Raw genomic sequence first — 16,412 nt, forward strand, 5'->3', positions numbered from 1 at the left:
GTCACGACTCCATTCGAGCCAGGCGTGCTTCGGACAGGTCGGACAGCCACAACGGTTGCAGCATGTGCCAGTCCGCGGGGTGCGCGGCGATGTTCTCCGCGAAGCGGTCCGCGAGTGTCTGGGTGGCCGCGCCGACCCCGCCCGCGGTGTCGATCGCGGCGCCGACGGAGAATCCCCAGTCGTCGCCGTCGAACCAGCAGTGCACCGGGAGCAGTGCCGCACCGGTCTCGATCGCCAGCTTCGCCGGTCCTGCGGGCATCCGGGTCGGTTCCCCGAAGAACGTCACGGGGACACCGCGTTTGGCGAGATCCCGCTCGCCGAGCAGGCACACCACCCGGTTGTCGCGCAGGCGGTCCGCGAGCTGGCCGAATGGCGGGGTCTCGCCGCCGCTGAGCGGGAAGATCTCGAAGCCGAGGCTCTCCCGGTAGGCGACGAAACGCTGGTACAGCGACTCCGGCTTGAGACGTTCCGCGACCGTCGACAGGGTGCCGTGGGTCTGCACCATCCACACGCCTGCCATGTCCCAGTTGCCGCTGTGCGGCAGGGCCAGTACGGCGCCGGTGCCCGCGGCGAGCGCGGCCTCGACGTGTTCCTTGCCCTGGATCTTCGCGTCGAGCCGGCGACCGAGCTCGGCCTGGTCCATCGACGGCAAGCGGAACGCCTCGCGCCAGTATCGGGCGTACGAGCGCACCGACGCCCGGATCAGCTCGTCCGGCACCTGTTCCGCGGGCACGCCGAGAACGCGAGCGAGGTTGCGCCGCAGCTGGTCCGGGCCACCCTTCCGGCACGCGAAGTCCGCTCCCGCGTCGAACAGTCGGGTCGCGACCGATTCGGGAAGGGCACGCACCAGCCGCCAGCCGGCGGCGTACCCGAGGTCACTGGCCCGCTCCGCGACGCTCACTGCTCGGACTCCTGGTCGGCGGGCTTCGTGATCGTCAGCAGCTCACGCGCACCCGGTGAGTTGCGGACCGCCAGCACCCGCTGGAACACGGTGATCACGCTGGCGACGGCCAGGATCCACATCGCGACGTAGATCGCCCACTCCAGCCAGTCGATTCCGAAATGCCCGGCGATGCCGGTCAGTCCGGCGCCGGCGAGGACGATGACCAGCCGATCCGGACGCTCGATCAGTCCACCGTCGGCGGTGAGTCCGCTCGCTTCGGCACGCGCCTTTGCGTACGAGATCACCTGCGAGGTCACCAAGCAGATCAGTGTCGCCACCAGCAGCGACCGGCTGTTCTCGTGGTAAACGGCCCACCAGGCGAGGCCTGCGAAGATCGCTCCGTCCGCGACGCGGTCACACGTCGCGTCGAGCACCGCGCCGTACCGGGTTCCGCCGCCACGAGCCCGCGCCATCGCCCCGTCGAGCATGTCGAACATGACGAAGAACCAGATGAAGATGGCTCCCCAGAACAGGTGTCCGGACGGGAACAGGGTCACCGCACCCGCCACGCTCGCGACCGTGCCGAACACGGTCACCGCGTCCGGAGTCAACCCCGTGCCCACCAGCGCACGACCCAGCGGCGCCGTGACTTTCGAGACCGAGGCCCGACCCAGAATGCTCAGCATCTAGATGCTCCCGACGTCGGTGGACATCTCCTGCCACGCCGCCGACAGCAGGGCCCGCGTCTCACGCAGCAACTGCGGCATCACCTTGGTGCCACCGAGGACCGTGATGAAGTTCGCGTCGCCGCCCCAGCGCGGAACGATGTGCTGGTGCAGGTGTTCGGCGAGTGAACCTCCGGCTGCCGCACCGAGATTGAGCCCCACGTTGAACGCATCAGGGCGCGACACCCGCTTGACGACTCGAATCGCCTGCTGGGTGAATGCCATCAGCTCCGCCGACTCGCCCGCCGTCAGGTCCTCGAGCGCGGCGACCCGCCGATACGGCACCACCATCATGTGCCCCGGGTTGTACGGGTACAGGTTGAGCACCGCGTAGACGTACTCGCCGCGCGCGACGATCAGGCCTTCCTCGTCGCTCATCTTCGGGATCGCCGTGAATGGACCCTCGTCCGACTTCGCAGCCCGGGGCGACTCCGCAATGTAGGACATCCGATGCGGCGACCACAGTCGCTGCAGCCGGTCCGGGTCGCCGGGACCGGTGTCGGTCAGCCGGCCCGGCTCGTCGCTCTCGGTCATTGCAGACCGCCGAGCAGTTCGGCCGTCGGCGAGGCGTTCTCGCGCCGCGCGATCCAGCCCGTGATCGCTGCGACCACGTCGTCCACCGGAACGCCGTTGACCTGGGTGCCGTCGCGGAACCGGAAGCTGACCGCGCCCGCCTCGACGTCCCGTTCGCCGGCGAGCAGCATGAACGGCACCTTCTGGGTGGTGTGGTTGCGGATCTTCTTCTGCATCCGGTCGTCGCTGACGTCGACCTCGGCGCGCACACCCGCGGCCTTGAGCTTGCCGACGACGTCGAACAGGTGCGCCTCGAACGCCTCGGCGACGGGGATACCCACGACCTGCACGGGTGCCAGCCAGGCCGGGAACGCACCCGCGTAGTGTTCGGTGAGCACACCGAAGAACCGCTCGATCGATCCGAACAGGGCGCGGTGGATCATCACCGGCTGGTGCTTGGCTCCGTCGGACCCGGTGTACTCGAGCTCGAAGCGCTCGGGCTGGTTGAAGTCGAGCTGGATGGTCGACATCTGCCAGCTGCGCCCGAGCGCGTCCTGCACCTGCACCGAGATCTTCGGGCCGTAGAACGCCGCGCCACCCGGGTCCGGGATCAGGGTCAGGCCCGACGCCTCGGCGACCTCGGCCAGGGTGTTGGTCGCCTCTTCCCAGGTCGCGTCGTCGCCGACATACTTGTCGGGGTTCTTGGTGGACAGCTCGAGGTAGTAGTCGTCGAGTCCGTAGTCCTTGAGCAGGCCGAGCACGAAGTTCAGCGTGCGAGTGAGCTCGTCACGCATGTCCTCGCGCGTGGTGTAGATGTGCGCGTCGTCCTGCGTCATGCCCCGCACTCGGGTGAGGCCGTGCACGACGCCCGACTTCTCGTAGCGGTAGACGGAGCCGAACTCGAACAGGCGCAGCGGGAGTTCGCGGTAGGAACGACCGCGGGACCGGAAGATCAGGTTGTGCATCGGGCAGTTCATCGGCTTGAGGAAGTACTCCTGGCCGGGCTTGCGCACCGTGCCGTCCTCGTTCAGCTCCTCGTCGATGTGCATCGCCGGGAACATGCCGTCGCGGTACCAGTCCAGGTGACCGGAGACCTCGTAGAGGTGACCCTTGGTGATGTGCGGCGAGTAGACGAACTCGTAGCCCTCCTCGACATGCCGCTGGCGGGAGTAGTTTTCCATCTCCTGGCGGATGATGCCGCCCTTGGGATGGAACACCGGCAGTCCCGAACCGAGCTCGTCGGGGAAGCTGAACAGGTCCAGCTCGGCACCGACCTTGCGGTGGTCCCGTCGCTCGGCCTCGGCGATCAGCTCCATGTGCTTGTCGAGAGCCTCCGAGGACTCCCAGGCGGTGCCGTAGACGCGCTGCAGATCCTCGCGGTTCTGATCGCCACGCCAGTACGCGGCCGAGCTGCGGGTCAGCTTGAAGGCGGGGATGTGCTTGGTGGTGGGAATGTGCGGACCGCGACACAGGTCGCCCCACACCTTCTCGCCGGTCCTCGGGTCGAGGTTGTCGTAGATGGTCAGCTCGTTGCCGCCGACCTCCATCACCTCGGGGTCGTCGATACCGGACTTGTCGTCGATCAGTTCGAGCTTGAACGGCTCGTTCGCGAGCTCGGCCCGGGCGTCCTCGATGTTCTCCACCACGCGGCGTGAAAAGCGTTGCGAGCCCTTGACGATCTGCTTCATCCGCTTCTCGAGGCGGGTCAGGTCCTCGGGGGTGAACGGCTCCGCGACCCGGAAGTCGTAGTAGAAGCCGTCCTTGATCGGCGGGCCGATGCCCAGCTTGGCGTCCGGGAACTCCGCCTGCACGGCCTGCGCCAGCACGTGCGCGCAAGAATGCCGGATCACCATGCGTCCGTCCGCGGTGTCGGCCGCGACGGCCTCCACCTCCACGTCCTGCTCGGGGATCCACGACAGGTCCTTGAGGTTGCCCTCGGCGTCGCGGACGACGACGATCGCGTCGGCGCCCTTGCCGGACAGCCCGGCCTCGCGGACCGCCGTGCCGGCGGTAGTCCCCGCAGGCACCCGGACTCGGGCGGCTGGGGCTACGGATGCAGGCGTGGTCACGGCGATGTGCTCCTCGTGTGGTGGGCCGACCCCGGTGCGGGCCGGTCGATGAGAACTCATGCTATCGGCCGCCCGGGCGATCGACCCGATCACCCGGCCGGGCGGTCACAGTGCGGCCGTGTCACAGCGCGGCGAGCCGCGCCTCGCGAACCTCCGGCAGTTGATGCGGGCAGCTGACGCACTTCGCGCGCTCGGCGGCCTCGTCACCCTCGGGGGCGACCACCCGGTAGATCAGACAACACGAGGCACGCCTGAGGAACGTTCGAGATCCGACCTCGACGAAACGGGGAACGGGAAGCGGAGGTCCGACCAGCTCCGCGAGACGAACGGCGAGCGTCGCCGACCCCGCGTCGAGCGCCCGGTTGGCAAGGGAGTCCGATGCGAGCGCCCACATGGCCGGGGCCGAGCCTCCTGCCTTTCCCAGCGCGTCGACGATCGCGGTGAGCGATCGGCGGAGCCCGTCACCGAGTCCGTCGAGGTCTGCGACCCGCCGGGAATAGGTGACACGGGCGGGTGTTCCGTCGGCCTGCAGGGCGCCGCTCGTCGCAGCCAGGGACGGATCGGGGACGGCGCCCACGATCGTCGTGTCGTCGAAGAGCGGCGCGAGAAGGACCGAGCTCGCCGAGTACCACCAGATGGTGGCGGCTGTCCGCCGGTCGGTGGTACGCCATCGGCGTCCGGTCTCCTCTATCCGCTGTGTCAGCCATACCGGGTCGGCCAGGTCGGCGCCGGTGAACAATGAGGTCACAGGGGCGATTCGAGTATCGAGTGCTCGATTCCGAACCAACCACCGACCAGCGAGAAGGTCCCGAGAACCCACAGTGTCGCCAGCACGATCAGCATGGTCGCCAGCGCCGACAGCGCCTTGACGACGATGGACTGCTTCGCGAACCAGTCCATGAAGGCGTCGTACTTCGCTTTGGCGAAGTGAAGGAGCCGGTGCGCCCAGGCGAACTCCGACCCGAGGATGCCGAGGCCCGCGAACACGATCAACCATCCCGGGCCGGGGTACGGGATCGTGACGATCCCGACGACGAGGACCGCGGTGCCGATCACCCCGACGGCGATGCGATAGCTCAGGTTCAGAACGGGATTGGACGCGATCCGCCGCCGCGCCCGCAGCCATCGGTTCTCGGTGCGCACCTCTTCTGTCACGGGCACCACGGTACCCAGATGTGACGGGTGACGTACCGGGCGATCACCCGATCCGTCACGGACTCGATTCCAGGTCGAAGTCGCCGGCCTCGACCCGCGCACGGAGCTCGTCGGCATGTCCGAGTGCGCGACCGATCTCCTCGGCCATCACGTGGGCGGCCGACTGCCAGGCGACGGCTCGGATGCGTTCGAGGTTCTCGTCGAACTCGGCCTGTGTCGCATCGCCATGGTACTTGCCACCGGACTCGCTGATCCACCGCGCGACGAGCAACTCGCACACCTCGCGGAGCCGGGCACGCATGACACCGGCCGACCACCTGCTGAGCTCGAATTCTGTTCCTATCGAATACATTTCGAGTGCACCGCGAAGCTGGGGCACACTGTCGACGTACCAGACCTTCCGGCCGTCACCCTCGGTTCGGCGCTCCAGGTAGCCGGCCGTCACGAGCGCGCCCACATGTTCGGGGTAGGCGTCACCCAGCACGTCCGCCAGTTCGCCTTCATCCATCGTGCGCGCCGAGGTGGCGAGCCAGGCGGAGCCGGCGATCACGGGGCCGAGTAGGTCGACGACGTCACTACCGACCTCGCCGCCCTCGCCGAGAACGGTGCGGATGGTCTGCAGCCGCAGCCCCTTGGCCTGGAGCGCGACGATCGACCGCAACCGCTCGAGGTGGTGCCGGGCGTACACCGCCTGACCCGTTCGCCTGGACGGCTTGGGCAGCAGCCCCTCGGACTGGTAGTAGCGGATCGTCCGGACGCTGACATCTGCACTACGGCCCAGTTCGGCGAGTGTGTACTCCCTGTCATCCGTCACCCCACCCACCTCCATCCCGCGTCGCCACGCCAACTCTGTTGCAAAACTTAACAGTTGACGGTGCTGAATGACGTTCATTACTGTCGCATAACAGTAATTGCTGTAACGCTGCGGGTGAGGCGATGCCGCTACCGACAGCCGGCACCGCCGATCAGGAGCAACCGTGAATCTGACAGACAACCTCAAGGCGTCCGCCGTCAACCACGGCGATCGTGTCGCCGTCAAGATGGACGACGCCGAGCTCACCTACACCCAGCTCGAGGCGTTGGCCGCCAAGGTCGCGGGCTGGCTTCGCGAACTGGGCGTCGAGCCGGGAGACCGGGTCGCGCTGTCGCTGCCGAACATCCCGCAGATGCCCGTCCTCTACTACGCCGTGCTGTGGGCAGGTGGCGTCGTCGTCCCGACCAACCCGCTGTACAAGAGCCGCGAGTTCGCCCATGTCCTGCGGGACAGCGGCGCCAAGGCGTTCTTCGCGTGGAACGCAGTCGACGAGGAGGCCGGCAAGGGTGCTGCGGAGTCCGGGGTCACCTACGTCTCCGTCGATCCGGCGTCGTTCCTCGCCGAACTCAATACCTACGAGGCCGTCGAGGGCGTGGACCGCGACGCTGACGACACCGCGGTGATCCTGTACACCTCCGGCACCACCGGCGCGCCGAAGGGCGCCGAGCTGACCCACGCGAACATGATGCGCAACGCGGAGATCTCCGCGAGCGAGAGCATCGCGGGTATGTCGGCCGGCGACGTCGTCTTCGGCGGCCTGCCACTCTTCCACGTGTTCGGACAGACCACGATGATGAACGCCGCGGTGCTCACGGGCGCGACCCTGACGCTGCTCCCCCGCTTCGATCCCGCGAAGGCACTCGAGGTCATCGCCCGCGACAAGGTGACGCAGATGGGTGGCGTCCCGACCATGTACGTCGCCCTGTCGCAGTTCCCCGGTCGCGCGGACTACGACACCTCCAGCCTGCGACGGTGCGTGTCCGGCGGCTCCGCCCTCCCGGTCGAGGTGCTCGGCGCGTTCGAAGCGGCGTACGACGCCCCGATCCTCGAGGGCTACGGCCTCTCCGAGACCTCCCCGGTAGCGGCGTTCAACCATGCCGACCGCGAGCGCAAGGCCGGTTCCGTCGGCCAACCCATCGAGGGTGTCGAGCTCAAGCTGATCGACGCCGAGTGGAACGAGGTTCCGGACGGCGAGGACGGCGAGATCGCCATCAGTGGCCACAACGTGATGAAGGGCTACTTCGGCAACCCCGAGGCCACGGCGTCGACGATCCGGGACGGCTGGTTCCGCACCGGCGACATCGGCCGCCGCGACCAGGACGGCTATTACTACATCGTCGACCGCGCCAAGGACATGATCATCCGCGGCGGCTACAACATTTATCCGCGCGAGATCGAAGAGGTGCTGTACGCGCACCCGGCCGTCGGCAGCGTCGCCGTCGTCGGCATCCCCCACGAGACGCACGGCGAAGAGGTCGCTGCCGTCGTCATCCCGAAGCCCGGCCAGACGCTGACCGAGGACGAGGTTCGCGAGTTCGCGAAGGAGCGGGTCGCGGCGTACAAGTACCCCCGCGTCGTGCGGATCGTGTCGGAGTTGCCCCTTGGCCCCACCGGCAAGATCCTCAAGCGTGCGATCGTCGTCGACTGATCAGCCGACCCCTGAAGCGAAGCCCGGTCACCTTTCGGTGACCGGGGCTTCGTGCTGCGGCGGGCTTCGCAGTGTCACGGGTGTCATGTTGTCGAGCGTTGCGCGACTCTCCTCGGGTCGCGGCTGAGGCGCGCTCGCCGGACCTTCAGGCGCTCCCAGCTGCCCACGGCCGTGCCGTTGTGGCCTGCCAGGACCTCGATCAGGTTGGCACCGGGGTCGTGGCACTCGTGACACCCCTCGATACCGAAACGACGAAAGCCCCCTCGAATGAGGGGGCTTTACATCTGAACCGTGTTCTGTTGTGGTCCCGGCTGGGATCGAACCAGCGACCTTCCGCGTGTGAAGCGGACGCTCTCCCACTGAGCCACGGGACCGTTCGCAAGCGTGTCGCTCGCGGCGGAACGAGGAGAAAACTAGCACGCCCGCCGCCTGTGTGGAAAACCGGCTGGTCATGACGGCAGAGGCCGGCACGGACCGACATCCGCCACCTCGGGAGCAGTTCGTGGCAGCTCCGCACCCAACCCGGGAGGCTTCGCACGACCCGGCGCGGTCGCGGCCGGCGTTCGGACACCAACCGAATTGCATCGTTGTAGTTCATTTCCTGCCTCGACCAGGCGATTTGGGTACACCAGCACCGTCGGCTAATGTTCTCCTCGCAGCACGGAGCGGGCAACGCCCCGGGCAGCGTGCGGATGTAGCGCAGCTGGTAGCGCATCACCTTGCCAAGGTGAGGGTCGCGGGTTCGAATCCCGTCATCCGCTCAAGAGGTTGGACTCGACCTTACGGTGGAGTGGCCGAGTGGTGAGGCAACGGCCTGCAAAGCCGTGCACACGGGTTCGATTCCCGTCTCCACCTCTGTTGCAGAGAAATTTTCTGCACGTAGGACCTGCGCGATTAGCTCAGCGGGAGAGCGCTTCCCTGACACGGAAGAGGTCACTGGTTCAATCCCAGTATCGCGCACCACGAACACGAAGAGGGCCCCGAAAATTCGGGGCCCTCTTCGTGTTTTCGGCGTTCACTGCCCTGACGATGCCACCCGACTGAGCCGGCGAACCCGTCGCTTTCATGGCCGCGACACCGACCACCATCACGCGGGCCGTCCGTAACGGCTGGTCAGAACCCGAATTGGTATTCCGCGAGTGCGTCCGCTAATGTTCCTTCTCGCAGCACGGAAGCGGAAACGCCCCGGGCAGCGTGCGGATGTAGCGCAGCTGGTAGCGCATCACCTTGCCAAGGTGAGGGTCGCGGGTTCGAATCCCGTCATCCGCTCGAGAGGTTGGAGACGACCTTGCGGTGGAGTGGCCGAGTGGTGAGGCAACGGCCTGCAAAGCCGTGCACACGGGTTCGATTCCCGTCTCCACCTCCAAATTGAACAATCCTGCGCGATTAGCTCAGCGGGAGAGCGCTTCCCTGACACGGAAGAGGTCACTGGTTCAATCCCAGTATCGCGCACCACCAGAACACCCCCGGGGTCCATCCCCGGGGGTGTTCTGCATCTGCACACCGAATTCCCGCACCAGCATTCTCCGCAGCACCGCACCATCGGGTATGTACTGAGTAGACATCGTCCGCCGCGAGAGGGAGACCGCCATGACAGCGGGACCAGGATCCGACGCCCTACGCCTCACAGCAGGCGCCGTCGCACGCGGTCTCGATGTCGCGGCCTGGTCGGGTCGCACCGCCCTCGGCGTCGTGCGTGCGGTTCCCGGCGCCGCAGGCGTGCTCGACACCCTCGCTGCTCGTGGTGACGACGCACTGCGTGCGGCGACCGAACTCGCCCGCGCCGCGCTCCGAACCGTGGTCCGCGAAGTCGTGGCCGCCGCGCTCCTCGAACTCGACCTGACCGCCATCGTCCGCGCACACGTCGACCTCGACGCCGTCGCCGAGGACATCGACGTCGACCGCATCGCCGCGCGACTGGACGTCGAGGCCGTGGTGGACCGGCTCGACCTCGACGCGATCGTCGACAGCGTCGACCTGCAACGGCAGATCGCACGGGTGGACGTCGACGCGGTGGCGGCGACCCTCGACATCGCGGCGGTCGCGGACAGAGTCGACGTCGACGCGATCGCGGCCCGTCTCGACATGGATGCGATCATCGGTCGACTCGACCTGATCGGCCTCACGAACACGATCATCGACGAGGTCGATCTACCCCAGATCATCCGCGACTCGACCGGGTCGCTGTCGGAGGAGGCGGTACGCGGAGTGCGGAGTCAGGGCATGCAGGCCGACGACGCGGTTGCCGGGTTCGTGGGCCGCCTGTTCGGCCGCGAACGCCACGATCACGGGTATCCGACCGACCTCGGGCAGGCATCCACGGAGAGCGGGGAGTCCGACCGGTGACGCATGGAGTTCCCGAACGCCGGCCTGCGGGAATCGTGACCCGGGGTGTTGCCGCTGCGCTCGACCTCGGAGTGGTGCTCACCCTCCTCGGCGGCATCTACCTGAGTCTGGTCTTCCTCCGACTGCTGCTGTCGCCGCAGTCGTTCAGTTTCCCGGAGCCGCGGGTGCTGGCATCCATCTCGGCGTGGTTCGCGATGTCGTTCGCATACCTGACCGGATGCTGGGCCACCACGGGCCGGACCGTCGGGTCGCTCGCCATGGGCGTTCGACTCACGACCCGCACGCACCTCCGTGTGGGGTGGATGCGTGCAGCACTACGCGCAGGCGCGTGCATCTTCTTCCCGGTCGGCCTGATCTGGGTCGCGATCGACCCGCGACGACGCTCGGTGCAGGACATCCTGCTCCGCACCGAGGTCGTCTACGACTGGCGTCAGGACCTGGACGCCGTCACGGTCTGACGCTGCGCGGCAATGAGATTGCGGAACCAGTGGTACGAGTCCTTCGGGGTCCGCTTCTGGGTCTCGAAGTCGACGTGCACGAGCCCGAACCGTTCCTGGTAGCCGGCTGCCCACTCGAAGTTGTCGAGGATCGACCAGACGAAGTAGCCGCGCACGTCGACGCCGTCGTCGATGGCCTGCTTGAGTGCGTGCAGGTGGTCGCGGTGGTAGTCGATCCGGCGCTGGTCGCGTACCCGGCCGTCGACGTCGGGGCCCGCGTCGTGGTACGAGGCACCGGACTCGGTGATGTAGATCGGGGGTAGTGCGTCGCCGTAGCGGTCGGCGAAGATCTGCACGATCTCACGCAGCCCGTCGGGGACGATCGGCCATCCGAAGTCGGTGCGGGGGTAACCCTCGAGCGCGACGGGCTGGAACGGCATTCCGGGAGGAAGGTCGACCTCGAGCACGCCGGTGCTGCCCTCGTCGGATGTCGGTGCGGCGATCACCGTCGGCTCGTAGTAGTTGATTCCGAACCAGTCCAGTGGCTGCGCAATGGTTTTCAGGTCGTCCTCGACCGGGCCTTGCAGGATCGCGGCCAGTTCCGGCGCCGAGTAGCTGCCGCGCAGGATCGGATCCGCAAACGTCCAGTTGACGATGTGGTCGTAGATTTCGGCAGCCTCCACGTCAGCATCCGAAGTGCTGGCGGCGTGCACCGGGGCGTGGTTGGACGCGATTCCGATGTTGCCGCATCCGGCCGACCGCAGCGCCTGTACCGCGAGTCCGTGCCCGAGGAGTTGGTGATGGGCCGCCTGCAGTGCGCCGAAACCGAGTGTCTGCCCGGGAGCGTGGACGCCGAGCGCGTGACCGTAGAGGGTGTGCACCACCGGCTCGTTGAGCGGCATCCACATTCGGACCCGGTCCCCCAGCCGGGCGCCCACGATGGCCGCGTAGTCGGCGAGGCGGGCCGCGGTGTCACGGTTGAGCCAGCCACCGGCGTCCTGCAGCGCCTGCGGGAGGTCCCAGTGGAACAGGGTGACAGCGGGTGCGACTCCTGCCGCGCACAGTTCGTCGATCAGCCGGTCGTAGAAGTCGAGTCCCTCGTCGTTGACCTCGCCGGAACCGCTCGGCAGCACCCGCGACCACGACACCGACAGTCGGTACGCGTCGACGCCGAGGTCACGCATCAGCGCGACGTCCTCCGGGTAGCGGTGGTAGTGATCCGTCGCCGCCGCACCAGTCTCCTGGCGTGCGATCACGCCGGGTCGCGTGCAGAATTCGTCCCAGATCGACGGGCCTCGCCCGCCGAGGTCGGCGGCTCCCTCGATCTGGTACGCGGCTGCAGCCACGCCCCACAGGAAACCGGGAGGGAACATCGGGTCGGCGTTCGTCATGAGGCGAGTCTCGCCTTTTCCTGGACGCACGTCCAGTGTGATGCTTGAATTCGTGGACACGCCCACGCGGGCCCGGCGAAAGTACCGACACAGGACATGACCGAACCCACTTCAGTTTCGCGCACCGCCCGTGTGGCGGCCGCAACGGCGTTCGCGCTGCAGGGCTTCTTCCTGGCGGTCCTGCTCACCCAACTCCCCCAGATCAAGGACAAGTTCGGATTCTCCGACACCACCATCGTCATCGCGGTGGTGACCGTGTCCCTGGTGGCGGGCGTCGGCAGTGTCATCGCCGAACTCGTCGCGACCAGGACCTCGAGCCGGACGACGCTCCGGCTCGGGCTGGCGGTCGTCGCGGTTGCCGGTGTCGGGATCGCACTGTCCCAGGGAGTCGTCGCCTTCTTCGCCGGATTCGCGGTGTACGGAATCGGACTCGGCATGATCGACGCCGCCGCGAACATGCAGGCGGTCGCGATCCAGCACCGGTACGGGCGCTCGATCCTGTCGTCCTTCCATGCGGTGTGGAGCGTCGGCGCCATCGTCGGCGCGCTGTTCGTCTCGGTCTGCGCCGGCCTCGACATCGGGCTCGGCGTGACGCTCCTGATCGGGGCCGCGGTCGTCGCCGCGGGAGCCGTGGCGTTGGGCCCCCGGCTCCTCGTCACCGGGCACGAGCACGTCGTCGCGCCGACCACCCCACTGTCCGTGCCGATGCGGCCGTTCCTCGCGCTCGGCGCGGCGATGGCACTGTTCTTCGCGATCGACTTCAGCGTCGGCAACTGGTCCGCCCTCTACCTGACGGACGTGCTGCTGGCCAGCACGAGCACCGCTGCCCTCGGCGTCGCCGCCTACCAGGGCGCCGGACTCGTCTCGCGCCTCACCGGCGACCTCTGGGTCCGCCGGTACGGCGAGATCGCGGTGGTCCGCGTCGGAGCCGCGATCGGCGCCGTCGGCATGCTCGTCGTCGTGACGGCAACCGGCCCGGCCATGGCGATTGCGGGATTCCTGGTCGTCGGTCTCGGCGTGCCCATCGTCGCGCCACTGTGTTTCAGCGCCGCAGGCCACCTCACACCACCGGAGCAGACCGACGCCGTCATCGCACGCCTGAACCTCTTCAACTACGCCGGGACCGTCATCGGTGGCGGCGTCGTCGGTGCCGTCGCGGCGGTGTCGAACCTACGAGTCGGCTTCCTCGTCCCACTCGCGTTCGCGATCCTGCTGATCATCCTGGCGCCCGCGTTCCGGCCACACGTGGCCATCACAGGCGAGGTACCGGAGTCCGCCGACCGAACCGGCTAGTGGTTGACTGGCCCCATGCCGAACTGGGGCTGGCTCATCGTGGTGCTGATACTTGTGGACCTCGCGGTTCTGACGACGTGGCTTCTGACGCGGCGTTCGCAATCCGCGGCCAAGCAGGCGTCGCCACACGGCCTCCTCGCGAATCTCGACCTCGACACCAGGGACCGCATCGAACGGCTCGTCGCCGACCACAAGAAGGTCCACGCCATCACCGTGCTGCGGGAGCGAACCGGTCTCGGCCTCGCCGCGGCCAAGGCGGCGATCGACGCCGTCGAGCGCGGCGAGTGGGTGCCCACTGCGGGCAATCCCCCTGCCGACTGGCACGAGCTCGAACCGGAACTCAAGAGCCTGAAGGCCGCCGGCCATCCCGACAAGGCAGCCAAGCTGCTCCGCGACCGAACCGGCATGGGGCTGCGCGAAGCGAAGGACGCGGTGAATCAGCTGTGACCGTCACCGTTGCCGACGCCACGCCGGCCGACGCCGCCGAACTCGCCGCCGTCGCCGCCGTCACCTTCCCGCTCGCCTGCCCGCCGTCCGTCACCACCGAGGACGTCGCGGACTTCCTCGCAACCGTGCTGTCGAGCGCCCGCTTCTCCGAGTACCTCGAGGCCTCCGATCGTGCGGTGCTCAAAGCCGTCGTCGCCGACCGGATCGTCGGATACGCGATGCTCGTCGACGGCGTGAGCGACGCCGATGTGCGCGCAGCGCTCACCGCTCTCCCCACCGTCGAGCTGAGCAAGCTGTACGTCCTGCCCGACCACCACGGCGAGGGCGTCTCGCACATGCTGATGGACGCGGCGATCGAGCGCGTCCGCACTCGGGGAGCAGCGGGCCTGTGGCTCGGCGTCAACCAGGAGAACGTTCGCGCCCAGCGCTTCTACACGAAGCAGGACTTCGAACGCGTCGGCACCAAGCGGTTCCAGGTCGGCGACCAACTGCACCACGACTTCGTGATGCAGCGGACCTTCTAGCGGGCCGCCAGCTTCGGGTGCGCACGACCGGCCATCAGCGGAAGATCCAGGTACGTCTTGATTCCGGGGTCGGCGCGGCACACGTACGGCACCGAGTTCACGAGGTGGTTGGCGGTGGCGACGATGCCGGGATTCGGATCACCCACCTTCTCGATGGCATCCGAGTTGAAGCCGGTGAAGGTCATGAGCGAACTCGGGGTGCCCTCGATCTCGACCTCGTAGCGCTCGCCTGCGGACCCGAGCGTCCACGGCGGATCGAGATTCTCCTCCCCCATCAACCAGTTCACGGCGACCCGCGCGACGGAATTGTCGTCGATGACCGCATCCCACTGGAACCGTTGCGCCGCAACGGATCCTGGATCGATGACGCCGAGCGGACTGTCGATCGGCGCGGTGGCGACCGCGATGTCGTGACCGGTGCGGATCTCGGCGTCGGGGTCGAATCCCATGCCGTCGAGGATCAGCCGGAGCGACTGCGTGAACCCGCCCGTGAGCAGGCCGAGCATCGGGCCGTCCTGCGCCTCCTCCACCGTGCCGCCGAATCTCATGATCCACCGCAGCACGTCGGGCGCAGCGTAGCCGCGAAGATCCGAGAACTCCTCGGCCCGCACGAACGTCACTGCCGACGTCATCGCCGAGAGCGCCAGCGGGAAGAGGTCGGTGATGCCACCCGGGTCGATGCCGGTGCCGTGCAACGTGACCCCGGCGTCGCGGGCCGTCTGGTCGAGTGCGGCGTCCCGCTCGGACGGCCGGAACCAGCCGAGCGGGGTCACGACGTTCTTCCCCGACGCGAGGAGCGCCGCGACGACCTTCTTGTCCGCGACGAGGGGCGTGTAGATCACACAGTCCGCATCGAGAGCGAGAATGTCCTCCGCGCTGGTGGTCGCGCGGACGCCGACGGGGTCACCTCCGACGAGTTCGCCGATGTCGCGGCCGTCCTTGTCGTCGGAGTGCACCCAGCATCCGACGAGATCGATGTCCGGATGTAGCAGCGCCCCCCGGATCGCCGCGGTCCCGACCCCACCCGTCGCCCACTGCACCACACGAAACGTCATGGCGCAGATGGTAGGGGCGGTTCCGCCGTGCGTGAGTCCTTTCGGCCCCGATGCGGACCGAAAGGATTCACGGATGAGCTAGGCCGGAACCTCGAAACGCGACAGCGCGAGCAGACGCGAGGTGGCGCGCAGGTACTTCTTCTTGTAGCCGCCCGCGAGCATCTCGGGGGTGAAGATCTCGTCGAGCTTCGCACCGGACACGGTGACCGGGATGCTGGCGTCGTAGAGACGGTCCGCGAGCACGACGAGACGCAGTGCCACCGACTGGTCCTGTGCGGGGTGCACGCCGTCGAGGAACACCGCGGTGACGTCCTGGATCAGCTTGTTGTAGCGCGACGGATGCAGGGTGCTCAGGTGCACGCACAGCTCGTCGAAATTATCGAGGGTGGCGCCGGGGGTCGACTCCGCGCGCTCGCGCAGATCCTCCGACGAGATCGGCTCCGGGGCGGGCGGAAGGTCGCGGTGGCGGTAGTCGGGGCCGTCGACGCGGATGGTCTCGAAGATCGAGCCGAGCTTCTTGATCTCGCGCAGGAAGTCCTGGGCCGCGAAGCGACCCTCACCGAGCTGACCGGGCAGGGTGTTCGACGTCGCGACGATGGACACGCCGCGCGCGGACAGTTCGGTCAGCAGCCGCGAGACCAGCATGGTGTCGCCCGGATCGTCGAGCTCGAACTCGTCGATGCACAGCACGCTGTGCGAGGACAGCTGCTCGACGGCGTTGTTGAAGCCGAGCGCGCCGACGACGTGGGTGAGTTCGACGAACGTACCGAACGCCTTCGGGCTGGGCGAGCTGTGGAAGATCGACGCGAGCAGGTGCGTCTTGCCGACGCCGAATCCGCCGTCCAGATAGAGGCCAGCGCCGGTGGAGGGCGCCTTCTTGCCGAACAGGCCGCGGCGTCCGCCGGCCCGGATCTTCGCAACCTTGCCCGAGAACTCCTCGGCCTTGGCAACTGCAGCGGCCTGGCTCGGTTCGTTCGGATCGGGGATGTAGGAGGCGAAACTCACCTCGTCGAACATGGCGGGCGGGACCATCTGGGCAATCAGTTGGTCGGCAAGGACCACGGGATTGCGATCGACAAGGCGCTGCGGCATGTAAACAGCGTATCTACGTG

16 protein-coding genes and 7 tRNA genes are annotated in these 16,412 nt (G+C 67.6%); 12 read left to right on the forward strand and 11 right to left on the reverse strand.

Translation table 11 applies throughout. The annotated features are described in order from the left end of the window. Position 1: 1 nt before the first annotated feature. The 7 genes from RHCRD62_RS17735 to RHCRD62_RS17765 form a co-directional block, all read right to left on the reverse strand. Entirely contained in the window at positions 2-901 is a 900-nt protein-coding gene (locus RHCRD62_RS17735) for a phosphatidylinositol mannoside acyltransferase (RefSeq protein ID WP_050066066.1), read from the reverse strand. After that, positions 898-1,569, reverse strand: a complete 672-nt coding sequence (gene pgsA, locus RHCRD62_RS17740; RefSeq protein WP_050066067.1) for a phosphatidylinositol phosphate synthase — start codon at positions 1,567-1,569, stop codon at positions 898-900. The genes RHCRD62_RS17735 and pgsA overlap by 4 nt, the downstream gene beginning before the upstream one ends. Further along, positions 1,570-2,142, reverse strand: a complete 573-nt coding sequence (locus RHCRD62_RS17745; protein WP_050066068.1) for an ATP adenylyltransferase — start codon at positions 2,140-2,142, stop codon at positions 1,570-1,572. It abuts the gene before it with no gap. Next, the gene (gene thrS, locus RHCRD62_RS17750; RefSeq protein WP_050066069.1) at positions 2,139-4,190 is read right to left on the reverse strand and encodes a threonine--tRNA ligase; all 2,052 of its coding nucleotides are present in this window, start codon (positions 4,188-4,190) and stop codon (positions 2,139-2,141) included. Before thrS ends, RHCRD62_RS17745 begins: the two co-directional genes overlap by 4 nt. Positions 4,191-4,311: 121 nt before the next feature. Next, on the reverse strand, positions 4,312-4,938 hold the full coding sequence (locus RHCRD62_RS17755) for a (2Fe-2S)-binding protein (protein ID WP_050066070.1): 627 nt from the start codon (positions 4,936-4,938) through the stop codon (positions 4,312-4,314). Continuing rightward, on the reverse strand, positions 4,935-5,345 hold the full coding sequence (locus tag RHCRD62_RS17760; RefSeq protein ID WP_253277367.1) for a TIGR02611 family protein: 411 nt from the start codon (positions 5,343-5,345) through the stop codon (positions 4,935-4,937). Before RHCRD62_RS17760 ends, RHCRD62_RS17755 begins: the two co-directional genes overlap by 4 nt. 55 nt (positions 5,346-5,400) lie before the next feature. Then, entirely contained in the window at positions 5,401-6,159 is a 759-nt protein-coding gene (locus RHCRD62_RS17765) for a MerR family transcriptional regulator (RefSeq protein ID WP_253277368.1), read from the reverse strand. A 163-nt stretch (positions 6,160-6,322) separates the two neighbouring features. Here RHCRD62_RS17765 and RHCRD62_RS17770 point away from each other — a divergent pair, with 163 nt between their 5' ends. Then, positions 6,323-7,807, forward strand: coding sequence for a long-chain-fatty-acid--CoA ligase (locus RHCRD62_RS17770; protein WP_050066072.1), 1,485 nt, complete (start codon positions 6,323-6,325; stop codon positions 7,805-7,807). A 302-nt stretch (positions 7,808-8,109) separates the two neighbouring features. On the opposite strand, the gene RHCRD62_RS17775 is transcribed toward RHCRD62_RS17770, so the two are convergent. Next, positions 8,110-8,181: transfer RNA gene (locus RHCRD62_RS17775), tRNA-Val, on the reverse strand. 314 nt (positions 8,182-8,495) lie between these two features. Here RHCRD62_RS17775 and RHCRD62_RS17780 point away from each other — a divergent pair. From RHCRD62_RS17780 to RHCRD62_RS17815, 8 genes are all read left to right on the forward strand, one after another. Then, positions 8,496-8,568 (forward strand) — tRNA-Gly (locus RHCRD62_RS17780). Positions 8,569-8,591: 23 nt separating this feature from the next. Then, positions 8,592-8,662 (forward strand) — tRNA-Cys (locus RHCRD62_RS17785). 33 nt (positions 8,663-8,695) lie between these two features. Next, positions 8,696-8,770 (forward strand) — tRNA-Val (locus RHCRD62_RS17790). A gap of 233 nt (positions 8,771-9,003) precedes the next feature. Further along, positions 9,004-9,076 (forward strand) — tRNA-Gly (locus RHCRD62_RS17795). Between the two features lie 23 nt (positions 9,077-9,099). Further along, positions 9,100-9,173 (forward strand) — tRNA-Cys (locus RHCRD62_RS17800). A gap of 14 nt (positions 9,174-9,187) precedes the next feature. Beyond that, positions 9,188-9,262: transfer RNA gene (locus RHCRD62_RS17805), tRNA-Val, on the forward strand. A gap of 135 nt (positions 9,263-9,397) precedes the next feature. Further along, positions 9,398-10,153, forward strand: a complete 756-nt coding sequence (locus RHCRD62_RS17810) for a hypothetical protein (RefSeq protein WP_216596643.1) — start codon at positions 9,398-9,400, stop codon at positions 10,151-10,153. Further along, positions 10,150-10,611 (forward strand): RDD family protein, encoded by a 462-nt coding sequence (locus tag RHCRD62_RS17815; protein ID WP_050066073.1) that lies wholly within the window; start codon positions 10,150-10,152, stop codon positions 10,609-10,611. Before RHCRD62_RS17810 ends, RHCRD62_RS17815 begins: the two co-directional genes overlap by 4 nt. Here the strand turns inward: RHCRD62_RS17815 and RHCRD62_RS17820 are convergent. After that, positions 10,584-11,981: a GH1 family beta-glucosidase gene (locus RHCRD62_RS17820; protein ID WP_050066074.1), complete on the reverse strand. Its 1,398-nt coding sequence runs from the start codon at positions 11,979-11,981 to the stop codon at positions 10,584-10,586. The two genes, RHCRD62_RS17815 and RHCRD62_RS17820, sit on opposite strands and share 28 nt — an antisense overlap. Before the next feature lie 96 nt (positions 11,982-12,077). On the opposite strand from RHCRD62_RS17820, the gene RHCRD62_RS17825 reads away from it, so the two are divergent. Genes RHCRD62_RS17825 through RHCRD62_RS17835 form a run of 3 tightly spaced genes read left to right on the forward strand, consistent with a single transcriptional unit; the run spans position 12,078 to position 14,245 of the window. Next, positions 12,078-13,274, forward strand: coding sequence for an MFS transporter (locus RHCRD62_RS17825; RefSeq protein WP_050066075.1), 1,197 nt, complete (start codon positions 12,078-12,080; stop codon positions 13,272-13,274). Positions 13,275-13,289: 15 nt separating this feature from the next. Then, on the forward strand, positions 13,290-13,721 hold the full coding sequence (locus tag RHCRD62_RS17830; RefSeq protein ID WP_050066076.1) for a hypothetical protein: 432 nt from the start codon (positions 13,290-13,292) through the stop codon (positions 13,719-13,721). After that, positions 13,718-14,245, forward strand: coding sequence for a GNAT family N-acetyltransferase (locus RHCRD62_RS17835; RefSeq protein WP_050066077.1), 528 nt, complete (start codon positions 13,718-13,720; stop codon positions 14,243-14,245). Before RHCRD62_RS17830 ends, RHCRD62_RS17835 begins: the two co-directional genes overlap by 4 nt. On the opposite strand, the gene RHCRD62_RS17840 is transcribed toward RHCRD62_RS17835, so the two are convergent. Both RHCRD62_RS17840 and zapE read right to left on the reverse strand, forming a co-directional pair. Next, complete coding sequence (locus RHCRD62_RS17840) at positions 14,242-15,300, reverse strand: NAD(P)H-dependent amine dehydrogenase family protein (protein ID WP_050066078.1); 1,059 nt, start codon at positions 15,298-15,300, stop codon at positions 14,242-14,244. The genes RHCRD62_RS17835 and RHCRD62_RS17840 overlap by 4 nt on opposite strands. Before the next feature lie 78 nt (positions 15,301-15,378). Then, a complete protein-coding gene (zapE, locus tag RHCRD62_RS17845; RefSeq protein ID WP_050066079.1) occupies positions 15,379-16,392 on the reverse strand; it encodes a cell division protein ZapE in 1,014 nt (337 codons plus the stop codon). Between the last annotated feature and the right edge of the window lie 20 nt (positions 16,393-16,412).

Origin of the sequence: Rhodococcus sp. RD6.2, assembly GCF_001040705.1 — a bacterium.
Classification (GTDB): domain Bacteria; phylum Actinomycetota; class Actinomycetes; order Mycobacteriales; family Mycobacteriaceae; genus Rhodococcus_G.

Excerpts from the sequence above, each read along its gene's own strand:
- RHCRD62_RS17825 (WP_050066075.1), top strand. The coding sequence starts at position 12,078 with ATGACCGAACCCACTTCAGTTTCGCGCACCGCCCGTGTGGCGGCCGCA.
- RHCRD62_RS17745 (WP_050066068.1), bottom strand. The coding sequence starts at position 2,142 with ATGACCGAGAGCGACGAGCCGGGCCGGCTGACCGACACCGGTCCCGGC.
- RHCRD62_RS17830 (WP_050066076.1), top strand. The coding sequence starts at position 13,290 with ATGCCGAACTGGGGCTGGCTCATCGTGGTGCTGATACTTGTGGACCTC.
- RHCRD62_RS17840 (WP_050066078.1), bottom strand. The coding sequence starts at position 15,300 with ATGACGTTTCGTGTGGTGCAGTGGGCGACGGGTGGGGTCGGGACCGCG.
- zapE (WP_050066079.1), bottom strand. The coding sequence starts at position 16,392 with ATGCCGCAGCGCCTTGTCGATCGCAATCCCGTGGTCCTTGCCGACCAA.
- RHCRD62_RS17810 (WP_216596643.1), top strand. The coding sequence starts at position 9,398 with ATGACAGCGGGACCAGGATCCGACGCCCTACGCCTCACAGCAGGCGCC.
- pgsA (WP_050066067.1), bottom strand. The coding sequence starts at position 1,569 with ATGCTGAGCATTCTGGGTCGGGCCTCGGTCTCGAAAGTCACGGCGCCG.
- RHCRD62_RS17820 (WP_050066074.1), bottom strand. The coding sequence starts at position 11,981 with ATGACGAACGCCGACCCGATGTTCCCTCCCGGTTTCCTGTGGGGCGTG.